Here is a 15,980-nt window from a genome sequence, read left to right as displayed (position 1 = left end):
TTTCAGTGCGGCAAGGGCCTATAGCTCAGACGGTTAGAGCGCTTCCCTGATAAGGAAGAGGCCACAGGTTCAAGTCCTGTTAGGCCCACCGACGAAGGCCCGGAGTGATCTCACTCCGGGCCTTCTGCCATGTCCGGGGTGAGGCGGCCCCGCTCGGGCGGGTGAGGTGCTGAACGCCTTACCGCCGTCGGCCCCCACGAGCGGCCCCCACGGGCGGCGCCCCGCGCGGCATCCCTGCCCGGGAGCTCTGGACGGCTCCGGAACCCGGCGGGTCTACTGGAGGTTGAACGGCTGCCGGGACGAACGCCCGGCGCCCGTGGACGGGACACTCCCGCGGAGAGGCGGACCAGATGGCGCTGTTCTGGGCGATGAGCGTTCCGGGGCTGGTCTGCGCCCTCGTGGCGCTGGCCTTCGTGGATCAGCTGGCGTTGCGGGCCAGGCGGTCGCGGTGGATCCCGTGGCGCGGGAGCGGCCGGGAGGGCCAGATCTCGGCGACGGGCTTCGAGCAACTGCACGCGCAGTTCGCGGCGGGCAAGCAGCACGAGCTGGAGCAGCGCAGGACGACGCTGATGCTGCGCGACGAGGACGGCGAGGGCGCGCCGCCGCGGACCAGGGTCGACCTGGCCCGTGGCAGGGCTGTGGTGCGGGTGCCGCAGGCACCCTGAAGGGCGCCCTCCGGTCGGACACCCCCGCCATCGGCGACGGGTGCGGCAGTGGTGTGCCGGGACGGTCGCGGGGCAGGAGGTGCGGCGTCAATCCTGTGCCCGGACCGGCCGGTTGGCGCGGTGGCGGCTGGTCACGATTGGGACACCGGTGTGTATCATCGGCCGCAGGGCAGTCTGTCGTTCCGGCCGCCTGTTCGTGCTCGAAATCTCATGGACTCGCCGTTCGGCCAACCCGGTCGGAGCGTCGTTGCTGAGTCCGTTACGCAAGAAGGACGAGGTCCCGCGGTGAAGAAGCTTCTCCTGGTCGCCCTGGTCGCCCTCGGCGGCTTCTTTGTCTACCGTCAGGTCCAGGCGGACCGCGCCGAGCAGGATCTGTGGACCGAGGCCACCGACCCGGTGCCGGCCGGCGTGCGCTGAGCCCACGACGATCTTCGGGGCGCCCCAGGGTGCTCCTCGGACCGGTCGGCCCCGCCTCCGGGCGGGCGCCGGCCGGTTCCGCACACCGGCGTCGTGGGAGACCGGCGTGGGATTCACGCCGGGACCCGGTACGCTGGTCCCTGACGGCGCGACCGCTGCCGTCCCGGGGCTTTAGCTCAGTTGGTAGAGCGCTGCCTTTGCAAGGCAGATGTCAGGAGTTCGAGTCTCCTAAGCTCCACAGTGTTCGACCGACGAATCGGCCGCTGACCCGAACACGGGTCAGCGGCCGATTCGTCGTTCCGGGCCTCGGGCGGGGCACCGGGGCGGGGTCAGTGCGGCTTGCGCGGGTCGTGCGGCTTGGGGTGGTCGTCACCCGGGCCCGGCTGGCCCGGCTTGCCGGGCGGCGGGCCGGGGGAGGGTGTCGGGCCGGGCTTGGGCGCGGTCGGGTCCGCGTCCGGTCCGGTGGCGCCGTCGGTGGGGGCGGAGCCGTTGAGCGGGGAGGTCGATCCCCCCACCGGGCCGCCGTTCCCGTTGGCCACCGCGCTGCCGGCGGCCGCGACCGTGGGGCCGCTGCCGGCCGCGTGGGCGCCGCTGTGGGTGGTGTTCGGGCCGCCCTGGACGGCGGGCTCGACCAGCCACTCGGGGCTGTTCGAGCGGCGCCACCACTGCCAGGCCACCACCCCGCCGCCGATCGCCAGGGTGCCGGCCACGGCGAGGCCGGTGGCCCAGCCGTTGCGCTGCTCCTTCTTGGCGTTCTTGGCGGCCAGCTCGCCGATCTCGGCGGCGGTGACGTGGCCCTGCAGGGCGGTGATCGCGGCCGCGCCACGGGTCTGCGCCTCCAGCGCGACGGGGACGACCGCGGCGCGGGCGTCCCCGACGGCCTGGGCGACCCGGGGAGCGACGGTGGCCTTCGTCTGCCCCGCCACCCTGGCCGCCGAGAGCTTCGCGGCCAGGGCGGCCTCCTGGGCCCGGTGGAACGCCTTCAGGGCGTTCTGCTGGGCTTCGGGCGGGAGGCTGGAGAAGGCATGGCCGAGCTGGGGCAGCACGTGCCGGTCGAACTGGACGCGTGCGCTCTGCGCGGTGTGGGAGGCACCGGTCCTGGCCCGTTCCGCCGCCACGCCGACCTTGGGGCCGAGCGCCTCCAGGGCGGGGCCCACGCGCTGCTTGGCCTCGTCCGCGTAGTGCAGCGCGGTGTCCCTGGCGGTGGCGGCGTAGGGCGCAAGGGTCTCCTTGGTCCTGTCGGCCGTCTCACGAGCTGAGTCCAAACGGGTCACGGGGATCCTCTCCTCCTCGGTGGTGTCCTGTTCTGCACATTTCCACCTGGTAGCTGATCATGCATCCGGATGTGTCCACCGGCACGCCGGGCTGGGCCGTACGGAGCGCCTCGCGGTGCCCCGACCGGCTCGCCGCGGGGCCGGGGCCGCCCCCTCACCCGGCCGGTCGCGACCCGGGTCGTGGGATGATCTCCGGCGTCAGCGACGAGTAGACAGGAAGGCACCCCGTGGCCGAGGAACTGTTCGCCACCCTCAAGACCAACCGCGGCGACATCGTGGTCAAGCTCTTCCCGAACCACGCCCCGAAGACGGTGGCGAACTTCGTGGAGCTGGCCGAGGGCGGCCGGGAGTGGACCCACCCCGGCACCGGTGAGGTGTCCAGGACCCCGCTGTACGACGGCACCGTCTTCCACCGGGTGATCGAGAACTTCATGATCCAGGGCGGCGACCCGCTCGGGCTGGGCACCGGCGGTCCGGGTTACCGGTTCGCCGACGAGTTCCACCCGGATCTCGCCTTCACCAAGCCGTACCTGCTGGCGATGGCCAACTCCGGGCCCGGCACCAACGGCTCGCAGTTCTTCGTGACCGTGGCTCCGACGACCTGGCTGACCCGCAAGCACACCATCTTCGGCGAGGTCGCGGACGAGGCGAGCCGCAAGGTCGTCCAGGAGATCGCCGGCACGGAGACCAAGGGGCAGGACCGCCCGGTCGAGGACGTCGTGATCGAGTCCGTGGAGATCACCCGCCGGTGACCCGGCCGCAGTAGCCTGGCGATCCCGGTGGTACCCCGTTCGGCGGCGGCGCCACCGGGATCGGTCATGACGGAAGGAAGTCACCCCGGATGCGCCCGGACGAGCCCCAGCAGCCCGCCGACCGTCCCCTGCCCGGGGGCGGGGAGCCCCTGCGCCCCGACGGCGGGCAGCCGCTGCCCGGGTGCTACCGGCATCCCGAGCGTGAGACCGGCATCGGCTGCGCCCGCTGCGGGCGGCCGATCTGCCCGCAGTGCATGGTGAGCGCCTCGGTGGGCTTCCAGTGCCCGGAGTGCGTCGCGGGCGGCCACCAGCAGGTGCGCCGGGCGACCACGCTGTTCGGCGGCCGTCCGGAGCGGGACGGCGCGCTGGTCACCAAGATCCTGATCGGGATCAACCTGGTGGTCTTCGTGCTCGCCGCCTACGTCTACGGCGACTGGTTCACCAACGATCTGTCGCTGCTCAGCGTCGGCCTGCACCACGGCGGGTTCAGCTACGGCTACGCGTACGGGGTCGCGGAGGGACCGGGCCAGTGGTACCGGCTGCTCACCGCGACCTTCCTGCACGTCCAGATCTGGCACATCGGGACCAACATGCTGGCCCTGTGGTGGCTGGGGCCTGCGCTGGAGCGGACGCTGGGACGGATCCGCTACCTGGCGCTCTACCTGGTGTCGGGGCTGGCCGGCAGCGCGCTCGCCTACCTGGTCGCCGGCAACTTCATGAACTCGCTGGGGGCCTCCGGCGCGATCTTCGGGCTGTTCGGGGCGACGGTGGTGCTGTTCCTGCGCAACCGGCTGCCGCTCGGGCCGGTGATCGCGCTGCTGGTCTTCAACCTGGTGATCACCTTCTCGGTGCCCGGCATCGACTGGCGTGCGCACATCGGCGGGCTGCTGGCCGGGCTGGCGATGGGATTCGGGCTGATGTACGCGCCGCGCGAGCGCCGCAATCTGGTCCAGGCCGGGACGGTGCTGCTGATGCTGGCGCTGGTGCTCGCGACCGTGGTGCTGCAGACGGCGCGCCTCAACGGGTGAGCCGCCGGCCGTTTTCCCGGCGGACCGTGTCCTGAGTACCGGTCAGCCGTTGTCCACAACGACTGACCGGCTGTGCACAGCCGGTCAGGGATCCGCCTGGACCGGGGCAGGTCTACGCGTGTCCCGCTGCGGGCATCGATGCTCGACGCGATGTCGGCGGGCGCCGGGGAGCACCCGGATCAGTCGAGTTATCCACAGGTGGAGAGGACTTTTCCCCACTGTGGATAACCATGTGGATAAGCAGACGGTGTGACCGGTGCCCGCTAGTCGGCGGGCGCCGCGCGCCGGGGGCGTGCCCTGTCCGCACGGTGGCTCCGGGCCTCCCCGGCCTCCCTGCTGCCCGGCCTCACCGCGCCCCGGACGGCGGCGCCGACCAGCACGGCACGGCAGACGGAGCAGGACGCCGGGCAGCCCTCGGCGCCGCCCGGCGGCGGCCGCGGTGAGGCGGCCGGCCGAGGCGGCCGCGGACGTGCGGGAGCGACAGCGGGCGCGGCTCACCGTCCGACGGCGTGCACCCGGCCGGACCGGCGCGGGAGCGGACCGGAGGTCGGCGGCGCTGTGGCGCAACCCGGACGGCGGCGCGGCCCGGCGAACGGGCGGGCGCAGAACCGGTGTGCCGCGCCCGTGCGGACGCCCGGGCTCAGCGGATCCGGGACGCTACTTCCACTGGGTGGAGACGCCGAACCCCGCTGCGATGAAGCCGAAGCCCACCAGGATGTTCCAGTTGCGCCAGCTCTCCACCGGGTAGCTGCCGCTCGTCACGTAATAGGTGACGATCCACACCAGGCCGACCAGGAACAGCGCCAGCATCAGCGGGGCGACCCAGCTGCGGCCTGAGCTGAGCTTCACCGCGGTCGTCGTGGACGGCGGCGGGGTGTAGTCGGACTTCTTGCGGAGTCGAGACTTCGGCACGAGGAGCTCTCCTGTCGATGCGCTGTGAGACCGCGCAGGGTGCAGCGGGGCGGGGCGGCGGTGGGGCTGGACCGGGTGGTGCGGGGGGCTGACGGCAGGAACACTCCGGGTGGACCCAGGGGCGTACCTGCCAGGGCACTCCGCACATGCCACCGGCGTCCGTTAGCGTAGTGGTTCGGCGGGTCCGAAGGAGATAAGGGTACGGTGACGAATTTGTCGATTCACCCTGAACCGGCTCCCACTCGCGCCGCCGGGACCCGAATTGTCGGGCGTGCCCTGACCTGCACCGTCTTCGCCCTGGCCGGGTTGCTCTTCTACGTGAGCGCGCACGCGGCCCGGGGGACCGATCTGCGGACGGACAACTCGCTGCTGCGCCTGAGCGACGTCATACGCCAGCGCAGCGCGCAGAACCAGCAGGCGCAGGCACAGCTGGCCGACCTCCAGGACCGCTCGCAGCAGCTGGGGGAGCAGCAGGGCCGCAGCCCGGCGGACACCGCCCGGCTCGGCGAGCTCCAGCAGAGCTCCGCGCTGGAGCCGCTGCAGGGCCCGGGGCTGACCGTCACGCTCAACGACGCGCCGCCGAACGCCACCGCCCGGATCCCCGGCGTCCCGGCTCCCGGTGTCAACGACCTGGTCATCCACCAGCAGGACATCCAGGCGGTCGTCAACGCGCTGTGGCGGGGCGGCGCCGAGGGGATCCAGGTGATGGACCAGCGGCTGATCGCGACCAGCGCGGTGCGCTGCGTCGGCAACACGCTGCTGCTCCAGGGCCGGGTGTACTCACCGCCGTACGTGATCAGGGCGGTGGGTCGCACGGACGGGCTGCGCTCGGCGGTGGAGGCGGATCCGACGATCCGCAACTACCTGCAGTACGTGCAGGCGTACGGGCTGGGCTGGAAGGTCCAGGAGAGCGGGGAGCTGTCCGTCCCGGGGTACTCGGGGACGGTTGACCTGCGCTCGGCGACCGGGCAGTAGCGGGAGCGCCGCCACGCGCGGCGGGCCCGCGGGAGCCGTTCGCGGCGGCGCGGGCGGCGGCGGAGGCGTCGGCCGAGGGCCTGGGCGGGCGACAGGCGCCGTGCCGCCGCGTCACGAGGTCTAGTCTTGAGCCCAACCTTTACGTCGAGGGAGCACCATGTACGGCTGGATCTGGCGCCATCTGCCGGGGAACACCCTGGTCCGGGCCGTCCTCGCGCTGCTCCTCGTACTGGGGGTGGTCTACGTGCTGTTCCAGTACGTCTTCCCGTGGGCGGAGCCGCTGCTGCCCTTCGGCGACGTCACGGTGGACGGCGGAGGCGCCGGCTGACCGGCGGTCCTGCCCTCCATCCCCCAGCCCCGCATCACACCGGAGTAGCGCGCGCATGACCACCCAGGCCACCTCGCCCCGCATCCTCGTCGTGGACAACTACGACAGCTTCGTTTTCAACCTGGTCCAGTACCTCTACCAACTGGGCGCCACCTGCGAGGTGGTGCGCAACGACGAGGTGACGGTCGACCACGCGGTGCGCCGCGCGCAGGATCCGGCCGGCTTCGACGGCGTGCTGCTCTCCCCCGGCCCGGGGGCGCCGGAGGAGGCCGGGGTCTGCATCGAGATGGTGCACCACTGCGCCCGGATCGGGCTGCCCGTGTTCGGGGTCTGCCTGGGCCTGCAGTCGATCGCGGTGGCCTACGGCGCCGTGGTCGGCCGGGCACCCGAGCTGCTGCACGGCAAGACCTCGGCGGTGTTCCACGAGGACGGCGGGGTCTTCGAGGGGCTGCCGTCGCCGATGACGGCGACCCGCTACCACTCACTGGCGGTGGAGCCGGCCACGGTGCCGGGCGAGCTGGTGGTGACCTCACGGACGGAGAGCGGCGTGATCATGGGCCTGCGCCACCGCGAGCTGTTGGTGGAGGGCGTGCAGTTCCACCCCGAGTCGGTGCTCACCGAGGGCGGGCACCGGATGCTGGCCAACTGGCTGGCGGAGTGCGGTGACCCGGCGGCAGTCGGGCGGTCGGCCGGCCTCGCGCCGGTGATCGGCCGGGGCTGAGCGCCGTGACGGCGGTGCGTCCGGAGGGGCGCCACCAGGCCGGGGCCGGCCCCTTCGGCGGCGGACCGGGCGAGGGGCCCGGCGCGTACCGGGACGCGGCGGGCGGTCACCCCGCGGACGGGCTCGGCCTGGACGGCGCCGACGCCGTCGTGGACCCGGACGGCTGGGGCGTCTACGAGCCCTACCGGCCGGAGGCCGGCGACGCCGTGCCCGAGTACCCGTGGCTGGCCGACCAGACACTCCAGCTGCGCACGATCCCGGAGGCCGCGCTCGGCCACGCCCCGCCGGGCGGCGGCCGGGCCGAGCGCCGTCGGGCCGCCCGGGGGCGGCTGTCGGTGCGCTCCGGCAGCGGGCGGCGCCGGGCCCGGGGCCGGGCGCCCGGGGGAGGGGCGCGCCCCAAGGAGACGACCGGCGTGGTGGCCGCGCGGATGCTCGGCGAGCTGTGCATATCGCTCGGCGTGGTGATGCTGCTCTTCGTCTCGTACCAGCTGTGGTGGACGAACGTGCAGGCGGACGCGGCCGCGAGCGGCGCGCGCAGCCAGCTGGAGCAGCAGTTCGACGCGGCGGGCCAGCAGCCCGACGCGGGGAAGCCGGCGGATCCGAACCAGGCCGGGGTGTTCGCCCCGGGCCAGGGCTTCGCCATCATCTACCTGCCCAAGCTGGGCCTGACCTTCCCGATCGCCGAGGGCACGGGCAAGGCGCAGGTGCTGGACAAGGGCCTGGTCGGCCACTACCCCGGCACCGCGATGCCGGCCGACAAGTCGGGCAACTTCTCGCTGGCCGCGCACCGCAACACCCACGGCGAGCCGTTCCGCTACATCAACAAGCTCTCCAAGGGCGACAAGGTCGTCGTGGAGACCGCGACCTCGTTCTACACGTACGAGGTGACCAGCACGATCCCGCAGACGCCGCCGTCGAACGTCAGCGTGATCCAGCCGGTGCCGAAGGGCTCCGGGTTCGCCCAGCCGGGCCGGTACATCACTCTGACCACCTGTACACCGGAGTTCACCTCCAAGTACCGGCTGATCGTCTTTGGCAAGATGGTCGACGAGCGGCCGCGCAGTCAGGGCAAGCCCGCCGCACTGACGGGCGGTTAGCAGGCCGCCGCAGACCCGGCAGCGGGCCCCGAGCACCAGCAAGGCGGTACAGCGTGAGCCACCAGTCGATCGGTCCGGCGGACGAGGACGCGACGCGGCCCGGGGAGGGGCCGGGTGAGGGCTCCGGGGACGGCGCCGGGGTCCGCCCGCCGGGGCGGGTCCGCAGCCGCCCCATGGCGCTGCTGGGGCTGTTCGGCGAACTGCTGATCACCGTCGGGCTGCTGCTGGCACTGTTCGCCGCGTACTCCCTCTGGTGGACGAACGTGCAGGCCGACCGGAGCGCCGACCGCGCGTCGGACCGGCTGCGCGGTTCCTGGACGGCGCCGGCCGGCCCGGCCGGTGACGGGGCGTCCGCCCCGCGCACCTACGCCGCCGGTGACGGGGTCGGGTTCCTGCACGTGCCGGCGATGGGCCGGGACTACCAGGTGCTGATCCGGATGGGCACGGACGCCGACACCCTGGCGGAGGGCGTGGCAGGGGTCTACGAGACGCCGTACAAGGCCGCGATGCCCTGGGACGCGGAGGGCAACTTCGCGCTGGCCGCGCACCGGGACGGGCACGGCGCGAAGTTCCACGACCTGGACGCGGTGAAGCCGGGTGACGCGGTCGTGGTCGAGACGCGGGACAGCTGGTACGTCTACCGGGTCGACGACACGCTGCCGGAGACCTCGAAGTACGACACGGGTGTGGTCGCGCCGGTGCCGGTGGGCTCCTCGTATCACTCCCCCGGGCGCTACATCACGTTGACGACCTGCACGCCGGTGTACACCTCGCGCTACCGGATGGCGGTCTGGGGCAGCCTGGTACGGGTGGATCCGGTGGACGCCGCCCGCACCCCGCCGCCCGAGCTCGGGTGATCCCGGACCGCCCGCGGACCGCCCCCGGACCGCCCCCGGGACCGCCCAGGGGGCCCGCCGGCGGCTGCCCGGTCACCCGTGCGGGTGATCGGCGCGGGAGCGGTTCCCGGGCCGCCACGACGCCCCTCCGGGCACGACGCCCCTCGGCGCCTTCCCGCGGTCGGGCGCCGTCGCGCGGTCGAGGACTTCCCCTCGGTCGGACACTTCCCTTGTGAGGAGCACGGTATGAGCAGTGGGGCATCGGAGCGGACCATGCGCGCGGTCGGGCAGCGGCGGCTCGGCGGGCCGGAGGTGCTGCAACCGGTCGAGGTGGCGCGGCCGGTCCCGCGCGCGGGCGAGGTGCTGGTCCGGGTGCACGCGGCCGGGGTCAACCCGACCGACTACAAGACCCGGGCGTTCGGCGGGCTGCTGCGGGCCGAGCCGCCGTTCGTGCTCGGACACGACGTGTCGGGGGTCGTCGAGGCGGTCGGCTGGGGCGTGACGGTCCTTCAGCCCGGCGACGAGGTCTTCGGGATGCTCGACTACCCGCACCTGCTGGGCGGGTACGCCGAGTACGTGACCGCGCCGGGGCGGCGCTTCGTCCGCAGGCCGGCCGGGATCGACCATGCCGGGGCGGCCGCGCTGCCGCTGGGCGCGCTGACGGTCTGGCAGGCGTTCGTCGACCGGGCGCGGGCCCGGCCGGGCCAGCGGGTGCTGATCCACGCGGCGGCGGGCGGGGTGGGCCACCTGGCGGTGCAGATCGCCAAGGCGCTGGGGCTGTCGGTGATCGGGACGGCGTCCGCGGGCAAGCACGCGTTCGTCCGGGAGCTCGGCGCGGACGAGGTGATCGACTACACGGCGGGCGACTTCGCGCAGGCCGTCCGGGAGTCGGTGGGCCAGGTCGACATCGTGCTGGACACGGTCGGCGGTGACTACGGCGCTCGCTCGCTGCCCCTGGTCCGGGACGGCGGGACGCTGGTCTCGCTGACCACCCCGCAGGACGACGCGCTGCGGCCCGAGGCGGCCGCCCGAGGTGTCCGGGCCGGGTTCATGCTGGTCGAGCCGGACACCGCCGGCCTGCGGTCGGTGGCGGCCCTGGCGGCCGAGGGCAGGCTCCGGGCGCACATCGCGGCCGAGCTGCCGCTGGCGGACGCGGCCAGGGCGCACGCGCTGGGGGAGACCGGCCGGGTGCAGGGGAAGCTGGTGCTGCGGGTGGCGCCGTAGCGCCCGGGCGGCCGTCGCGGGGCCGCCCGCTCCGGCCGGGGAACGGCGCAGGGGCCGCCGGCGCCTGATCGGCGCCGACGGCCCCTGTCGGCCGGCCCGAGACCGGGGGAGGCCCCGGTCTCAGTGGTCAGGGCTTGGTCGGGGTCTGCGACCCGGGATCGTTCCCTTTCGGACCGGGCATCGTCTGCAGCTGGATGCTGGTGTTGGCGTCGACCGGCTCGTTGGGGCCGGGCGAGTAGTTGATGACGATGTTGTTGTTGTCACCACCGGCGCCCACGAAGCTCCAGAGCAGCCCGGCGCTCTTCAGCTCGGCGATCGCGTCCTTGACGGGCTTGCCCCGGAGATCGGCGGGCACGGTGACCTTGTCCGGTGCCTTGTAGACCGTCAGGGTCACCTTGGAGCCGGTGGCGGCCTTGGTGTTGGCGGTCGGGGTCTGCTGGGCGACGGTGCCGATCTTGGTCGGGTCGGTCGTCGGGACGGTCTTGCTGGAGTCGACCTGGAAGCCGGCGTCCTGCAGGGCCTGGGTGGCGGCGGCGACCTGCTGGTTGACCACCCCGGGGACGGCGACCTTCGACTTGCCCTGCGAGATCGTCAGCTTGATCGGCGCCTGCGGGTCGGCGGCGCTGTTGGCCGGCGGGTCCTGCGCGGTCACCTGGTCGAGCGGGGCGGTGTCGTCGTCCTTGTACTCGGTGCTGACGTTCGCGAACCCGGCGTCCTGCAGTGCCTTGGTGGCGACGTCCTTGGACTTGCCGACGACACCGGGGACGGTCGCCTTGGCGGGGCCGGAGGAGAGCCGCACCGTGATGGTGCCGCTCTCGGCGACCTCGGTCCCGGCGACCGGGTCCTGGGTGCAGACCTGGTCCTTCTGGATCTTGGTGTCGGGGCAGGCCACCGCGTCGCCCGAGGTGATCACGAGCTTGGGACCGGCCGCCTGCGCGGCCGTCTTCGCGTCGGCCAGGCTCTTGCCGACCAGGGACGGCGCGGTCACCTTCACGGTGTTGCCCTTGCCGCCGCCGAACATGGCCTGCGCGACGAAGAAGGTGCCGACCAGGACCAGCACGGCCGCGACGGCCAGCACGATCCAGGAGGTGTTGCTCTTCTTCGGCGGATCCTCGCCGCGCCGGCCGGACCGGCCGTACCCGTCGTCGTTGCCACCGCCGGACTGCTGGTAGCCGTCGTCCTGGTAGCCGCCCTGCTGGCCGTAGCCCTGCTGCGGGGAGCCGACCTGCGGCAGCATCGTGGTGGGGCCGCCGCCGGCCTGCTGCGGCAGCATGTTGGTCTGGCCGTACGGGTCGTGCTGGGCGTACTGGCCGTTCTGGTCGTAGCCGTACGCGCCGGCCGCGCCCATGCCGTAGGCGGCCTGCTGGGCCGCCGCCACCGGCAGGCCGTCGAGGAAGCGCTCGATGTCGTCGCGCATCTCGTCGGCGCTCTGGTAGCGGTAGTCGCGGTCCTTGGTGAGCGCCTTCAGCACGATCGCGTCGATCTCGGGCCGCAGCTCGGGGTCGTAGACCGACGGCGGCTGGGCCTCCTCGCGGACGTGCTGGTAGGCCACCGCGACGGGCGAGTCGCCGACGAACGGCGGCCGCACGGCGAGCAGCTCGTACAGCAGGCACCCGGTGGAGTAGATGTCGGAGCGCGCGTCGACCTGCTCGCCCTTGGCCTGCTCGGGGGAGAGGTACTGGGCGGTGCCGATGACGGCCGAGGTCTGGGTCATCGTCATGCCGGCGTCACCCATCGCGCGGGCGATGCCGAAGTCCATGACCTTGACGTTGCCCTGCCGGGTGAGCATCACGTTGGCGGGCTTGATGTCGCGGTGCACGATGCCGGCCCGGTGCGAGTACTCCAGGGCCTGCAGGATGCCGATCGTCATCTCCAGCGCGCGCTCGGGCAGCAGGCGCCGTCCGGAGTGCAGCAGCTCGCGCAGGGTGGACCCCTCGACGTACTCCATCACGATGTACGGGATGGAGATGTTGTCGATGTAGTCCTCGCCGGTGTCGTACACGGCGACGATGGCGGGGTGGTTGAGTGACGCCGCGGACTGTGCCTCACGGCGGAAGCGGGCCTGGAACGACGGATCCCGGGCCATGTCGGCCCGGAGCGTCTTCACTGCGACGGAACGGCCGAGCCTGGTGTCATGGGCGAGGTACACCTCGGCCATGCCGCCGCGCCCGAGGACGCCGCCGAGCTCGTACCTGCCGCCTAGGCGACGAGGCTCTTCCATAGTTCCGACCCTCTCCCTCACCGGCCGGTGAGGATGTGACGTAGGTGTCCCCGCACGCTCTGTGTGACGCCGCCCGCGCCACGATGGTTCTGTGACGCAGACCCCACGGCTGCCCGCAGGCGGGCAACGGGCACACCCGCTGCTTGCGGACACGCTACCGGTCGCACCCGGCACATCCCGAGTCGGCCGCAGGCTGATACCAGACCGGTATCGGCCGGGGGGCGGCGGCCGGTGGTCCCGGTCGGAGGGCCGATAATCGCCGCGCCGCCGGCCGGAAGGCCGATGATCAGGGGCCTTTCGGGCGAAAGGCCCCACAACCGGCTTCGCTCCGGGCCCGGGGAGCCGCCCGGCCGAGGGCGGCGCCGCCCCCGGCCCACTGTGACGATCGCCGCACTCGCGCGGAGGCCGCTACTTGCTCAGAGCGGCCTGCATCACGGCCTTGGCGATCGGAGCGGCGAGGCGTCCGCCGCTGATGCCGTCCCGGTTGTTGGAACCGTCCTCGACGACCACGGCGACCGCCACCGCGTTGTTGTTCGCGTCCTTCGCGTAGGAGACGAACCAGGCGAACGGCAGGCCGTTGTTGTCCTCGCCGTGCTGGGCCGTGCCGGTCTTGCCGCCGACGGTCAGGCCGGGGATCTTGGCGTTGGTGCCGGTGCCGTTGTCGACCACGCTGACCATCATGTCCTGCAGCTTCTGCGCGGTGGCCGGGCTGATCGCCTGGCTCAGCTGCTTCGGGCTGTGCTTGGAGATGGTGGTCAGGCTGGCGGAGCTCTCCTCGTCGACCAGGTACGGCTGCATCAGCGAGCCGTTGTTGCAGATCGCGGCGGCGACCATGGCCATCTGCAGCGGGGTGGCCCGGGTGTCGTGCTGGCCGATGGAGTCCAGGGCGGTGCCGTCCGCGCTGGAGGTCTTCGGGTAGAAGCTCTGGACCGCCCGGATGGGGGTGTCGACGGTGGTGTTGAAGCCGAACTTCTCGGCCTGTTCCCGCATCTTGTCCCGGCCGAGGTCGGCGCCGATCTTGCCGTAGACCGTGTTGCACGAGTAGTCCATGCCGACCTTGAGGGTCGCGCCCGCGCAGGGCTCGTTGGCGCTCTCGTTCTTCAGCTCGGTGGTGGTGTTGGGAAGGATGTAGTGATCCGGGGTGTCGGTCGGGTCGTCGATGCTGTGGAAGACGTTGTTCTCGAACGCCGCCGACGCGGTGACCAGCTTGAACGTCGATCCCGGCGGGTACGTCTCGCGCAGCGCCCGGTTGAGCATCGGCTTGTTCGCGTCGGCGTTGAGGTCGGTCCAGGCCTTGGTGTCCTCGGCGCCGCCGCCCGCGAAGGTGCTGGGGTCGTACGAGGGGGTGGAGACCAGCGCGAGGATGGCGCCGGTGCGCGGGTCGATCGCGACCGCCGCGCCCTTCTTGGCGCCGAGGCCGTCGAAGGCGGCCTTCTGGGCCTTGGCGTTGATCGTGGTGGTCACGTCGCCGCCCTGCTTCTGCTTGCCGGTCAGCATGTCCAGGGTGTTGCGGAAGAAGAGCCGGTCGTCGGTGCCGGCCAGGACGCCGTCCTCCAGGGACTCCAGCTGGCTGCTGCCGAAGGACTGCGAGGAGTACCCGGTGACGGGCGCGTAGAGGGCGCCGTCCTTCCAGGAGCGCTTGTACTTGTAGCGCAGGCCGTTGACGAAGTCGGAGCTGGTCACCGGCGTGCCGCCGACCATGATGTTGCCGCGCGGGTAGGCGTAGCGGTCGTACTTGTTGCGGTCGTTGTGCGTGTTGTCGGCCAGGCTGGTGGCCTGGACGCCCTGGACCCAGTTGGTGCGCGCCATGAGGGCCAGGATCAGCACGAGGCAGAAGATCGAGACCCGGCGGATGGGCTTGTTCATGAGACGGATCCCCTCCCCGTACCGGTCGCAACAGCAGAACTCCGGACATTCAACCGCATCGAACGCCGGTGCCGGTCGCCTGCACCGTCCATCACGTCTCCTGGGCGGTGGCCGGTTCCAGCCCCGGGCGGCGGGCGCTGTCGCTGATCTTCAGCAGGAGGGCGATCAGCGCCCAGTTGGCGACCACCGAGGAGCCGCCCTGCGCCATGAACGGCATGGTCATACCGGTCAGCGGGATCAGGCCGGTGACCCCGCCGGCCACCACGAACACCTGCAGGGCGAGCGCGGAGGAGAGCCCGACGGCGAACAGCTTGCCGAACGGGTCGCGGGCGGCGATCGCGGTGCGCAGACCGCGCTGCACGATCAGGCCGTAGAGCATGAAGATCGCCATCAGGCCGGTGAGGCCGAGCTCCTCGCCGAAGGAGCCGATGATGAAGTCGCTCTTGGCGGCGAAGCCGATCAGGTACGAGCGGCCCTGGCCGAGGCCGGAGCCGGTGACCCCGCCGGAGCCCAGCGCGAACAGCGCCTGGCCGATCTGGTCGCTGGCGCCGTCCGCGTGGTTGGGGGCGAACGCGGCCATCGGGTCCAGCCAGGCGTCGATGCGGACCTTGACGTGGCTGGAGGTGGCGCCCACCACGGTCGCGCCGCCGATCGACATCACCAGGCCGAAGATGATCCAGCTGGTGCGTTCGGTGGCGACGTAGAGCATCACCACGAAGAGGCCGAAGAACAGGAACGACGAGCCGAGGTCGTTCTCGAAGACCAGGATCAGCAGGCTCACCAGCCAGATCGCGATGATCGGGCCGAGGTCGCGTCCGCGCGGCAGGTAGAGGCCCATGAAGCGGCGGCTGGCCAGCGCCAGCGCGTCCCGCTTGACCATCAGGTAGCCGGCGAAGAAGACGGTCAGGATGATCTTGGCGAACTCGCCGGGCTGGATCGAGAAGCTGCCCAGGTGGATCCAGATCTTCGCACCGAAGTCGCCCTTGCGGGCGGGGAAGAACGCCGGGGCGGCGAGCAGCACCAGGGCCACCGCCATCGAGATGTACGTGTACCGCTGCAGGACCCGGTGGTCCTTGAGGAAGACCATCACCACGATGAAGAAGGCGATGCCCAGGCCCGACCACATCAGCTGGTTGGCCGCCGCCGGGTAGTTCCCCTTCAGCAGGCCGCCGGCCTTGTCGAGCCGCCAGATCATCACCACGCCGAGCCCGTTGAGCAGCGTGGCCAGCGGCAGCAGCAACGGGTCCGCGTACGGCGCCCAGCGACGCATCACCAGGTGGGCGATCAGCGCCAGGGCGCCCATGCCCAGGCCGTAGCCGAGCATGCCGGCCGGCAGGCTGCCGTCGATCGCCAGCCCCACGTTGGCGTACGCGAGGACGGGCAGCAGCACCGCGAAGGCCAGGAGCGCCAGCTCGGTGTTGCGCCGGTTCGGCGCGCCCTGGGGGGTGATCGTGGTGTTGCCGCGCCGCCGCGCCGCGCCCCGGGCGGGGGCGGGGGGCGCCTGCGAGGGTGCGTCGCCGGTGGGTGGTTGCTCGCCGGGCCGGCCGCCCTGGCCGCTGCTCAGGTCATAGGTGCTCACGTGGTGGCCGCTCCCCGACGGCTGGCAGGCCCGCGCTGGGCGGAGCCGGTACTGCTCGGTTGGTGCTGAACGCGGTGCCCGGCCG

Annotated in this window: 15 protein-coding genes and 2 tRNA genes; 12 read left to right on the top strand and 5 right to left on the bottom strand. The window is 72.4% G+C overall.

Annotation, left to right across the window (positions count from 1 at the left end):
• Positions 1–14: 14 nt before the first annotated feature.
• The 4 genes from OG823_RS16750 to OG823_RS16735 all read left to right on the top strand — a co-directional run bounded on the left by OG823_RS16750 (position 15) and on the right by OG823_RS16735 (position 1,320).
• A tRNA-Ile gene (locus OG823_RS16750) sits at positions 15–88 on the top strand.
• Between the two features lie 262 nt (positions 89–350).
• Positions 351–665, top strand: coding sequence for a DUF6191 domain-containing protein (locus OG823_RS16745; RefSeq protein WP_371480367.1), 315 nt, complete (start codon positions 351–353; stop codon positions 663–665).
• A gap of 285 nt (positions 666–950) precedes the next feature.
• Positions 951–1,082 (top strand): DLW-39 family protein, encoded by a 132-nt coding sequence (locus OG823_RS16740; RefSeq protein ID WP_371480366.1) that lies wholly within the window; start codon positions 951–953, stop codon positions 1,080–1,082.
• A 165-nt stretch (positions 1,083–1,247) separates the two neighbouring features.
• Positions 1,248–1,320, top strand: a tRNA-Ala gene (locus OG823_RS16735).
• A 91-nt stretch (positions 1,321–1,411) separates the two neighbouring features.
• Here the strand turns inward: OG823_RS16735 and OG823_RS16730 are convergent.
• The gene (locus OG823_RS16730) at positions 1,412–2,356 is read right to left on the bottom strand and encodes a DUF5324 family protein (RefSeq protein ID WP_371480365.1); all 945 of its coding nucleotides are present in this window, start codon (positions 2,354–2,356) and stop codon (positions 1,412–1,414) included.
• A 227-nt stretch (positions 2,357–2,583) separates the two neighbouring features.
• On the opposite strand from OG823_RS16730, the gene OG823_RS16725 reads away from it, so the two are divergent.
• Entirely contained in the window at positions 2,584–3,108 is a 525-nt protein-coding gene (locus OG823_RS16725) for a peptidylprolyl isomerase (protein ID WP_371480364.1), read from the top strand.
• 89 nt (positions 3,109–3,197) lie between these two features.
• Complete coding sequence (locus tag OG823_RS16720) at positions 3,198–4,136, top strand: rhomboid family intramembrane serine protease (RefSeq protein ID WP_371480363.1); 939 nt, start codon at positions 3,198–3,200, stop codon at positions 4,134–4,136.
• Between the two features lie 657 nt (positions 4,137–4,793).
• Here the strand turns inward: OG823_RS16720 and crgA are convergent.
• Positions 4,794–5,048, bottom strand: coding sequence for a cell division protein CrgA (gene crgA / locus OG823_RS16715; protein ID WP_073929226.1), 255 nt, complete (start codon positions 5,046–5,048; stop codon positions 4,794–4,796).
• Between the two features lie 219 nt (positions 5,049–5,267).
• On the opposite strand from crgA, the gene OG823_RS16710 reads away from it, so the two are divergent.
• The 6 genes from OG823_RS16710 (at position 5,268) to OG823_RS16685 (ending at position 10,229) form a co-directional block, all read left to right on the top strand.
• Positions 5,268–6,023 (top strand): DUF881 domain-containing protein, encoded by a 756-nt coding sequence (locus tag OG823_RS16710; protein WP_371484510.1) that lies wholly within the window; start codon positions 5,268–5,270, stop codon positions 6,021–6,023.
• Positions 6,024–6,180: 157 nt separating this feature from the next.
• Positions 6,181–6,351 (top strand): hypothetical protein, encoded by a 171-nt coding sequence (locus OG823_RS16705; protein WP_371480362.1) that lies wholly within the window; start codon positions 6,181–6,183, stop codon positions 6,349–6,351.
• 55 nt (positions 6,352–6,406) lie between these two features.
• The gene (locus OG823_RS16700) at positions 6,407–7,072 is read left to right on the top strand and encodes an aminodeoxychorismate/anthranilate synthase component II (protein WP_371480361.1); all 666 of its coding nucleotides are present in this window, start codon (positions 6,407–6,409) and stop codon (positions 7,070–7,072) included.
• Between the two features lie 5 nt (positions 7,073–7,077).
• Positions 7,078–8,169, top strand: coding sequence for a class E sortase (locus OG823_RS16695; protein WP_371480360.1), 1,092 nt, complete (start codon positions 7,078–7,080; stop codon positions 8,167–8,169).
• A gap of 53 nt (positions 8,170–8,222) precedes the next feature.
• Entirely contained in the window at positions 8,223–9,026 is an 804-nt protein-coding gene (locus OG823_RS16690; protein WP_371480359.1) for a class E sortase, read from the top strand.
• 225 nt (positions 9,027–9,251) lie between these two features.
• On the top strand, positions 9,252–10,229 hold the full coding sequence (locus OG823_RS16685; RefSeq protein ID WP_371480358.1) for an NADP-dependent oxidoreductase: 978 nt from the start codon (positions 9,252–9,254) through the stop codon (positions 10,227–10,229).
• A 127-nt stretch (positions 10,230–10,356) separates the two neighbouring features.
• Here OG823_RS16685 and pknB read toward each other — a convergent pair whose 3' ends face one another.
• The 3 genes from pknB to OG823_RS16670 all read right to left on the bottom strand — a co-directional run bounded on the left by pknB (position 10,357) and on the right by OG823_RS16670 (position 15,766).
• Positions 10,357–12,450, bottom strand: a complete 2,094-nt coding sequence (gene pknB / locus OG823_RS16680) for a Stk1 family PASTA domain-containing Ser/Thr kinase (protein WP_371480357.1) — start codon at positions 12,448–12,450, stop codon at positions 10,357–10,359.
• Between the two features lie 408 nt (positions 12,451–12,858).
• Positions 12,859–14,316: a peptidoglycan D,D-transpeptidase FtsI family protein gene (locus OG823_RS16675; protein ID WP_371480356.1), complete on the bottom strand. Its 1,458-nt coding sequence runs from the start codon at positions 14,314–14,316 to the stop codon at positions 12,859–12,861.
• A 91-nt stretch (positions 14,317–14,407) separates the two neighbouring features.
• Positions 14,408–15,766 carry an FtsW/RodA/SpoVE family cell cycle protein gene (locus tag OG823_RS16670; RefSeq protein ID WP_371484509.1) on the bottom strand — a complete coding sequence of 453 codons (1,359 nt, stop codon included), beginning with the start codon at positions 15,764–15,766 and terminating at the stop codon, positions 14,408–14,410.
• Positions 15,767–15,980: the final 214 nt, after the last annotated feature.

It is taken from the genome of Kitasatospora sp. NBC_00315, assembly GCF_041435095.1.
Classification (GTDB): domain Bacteria; phylum Actinomycetota; class Actinomycetes; order Streptomycetales; family Streptomycetaceae; genus Kitasatospora.
The sequence above is the reverse complement of the archived record's forward strand: the minus strand, read 5'-3'. Positions and strand labels throughout refer to the sequence as shown.

Coding starts and splice junctions, on each gene's coding strand:
- OG823_RS16745 (WP_371480367.1), top strand. CDS start 351: ATGGCGCTGTTCTGGGCGATGAGCGTTCCGGGGCTGGTCTGCGCCCTC.
- OG823_RS16720 (WP_371480363.1), top strand. CDS start 3,198: ATGCGCCCGGACGAGCCCCAGCAGCCCGCCGACCGTCCCCTGCCCGGG.
- OG823_RS16705 (WP_371480362.1), top strand. CDS start 6,181: ATGTACGGCTGGATCTGGCGCCATCTGCCGGGGAACACCCTGGTCCGG.
- OG823_RS16700 (WP_371480361.1), top strand. CDS start 6,407: ATGACCACCCAGGCCACCTCGCCCCGCATCCTCGTCGTGGACAACTAC.
- OG823_RS16685 (WP_371480358.1), top strand. CDS start 9,252: ATGAGCAGTGGGGCATCGGAGCGGACCATGCGCGCGGTCGGGCAGCGG.
- pknB (WP_371480357.1), bottom strand. CDS start 12,450: ATGGAAGAGCCTCGTCGCCTAGGCGGCAGGTACGAGCTCGGCGGCGTC.
- OG823_RS16675 (WP_371480356.1), bottom strand. CDS start 14,316: ATGAACAAGCCCATCCGCCGGGTCTCGATCTTCTGCCTCGTGCTGATC.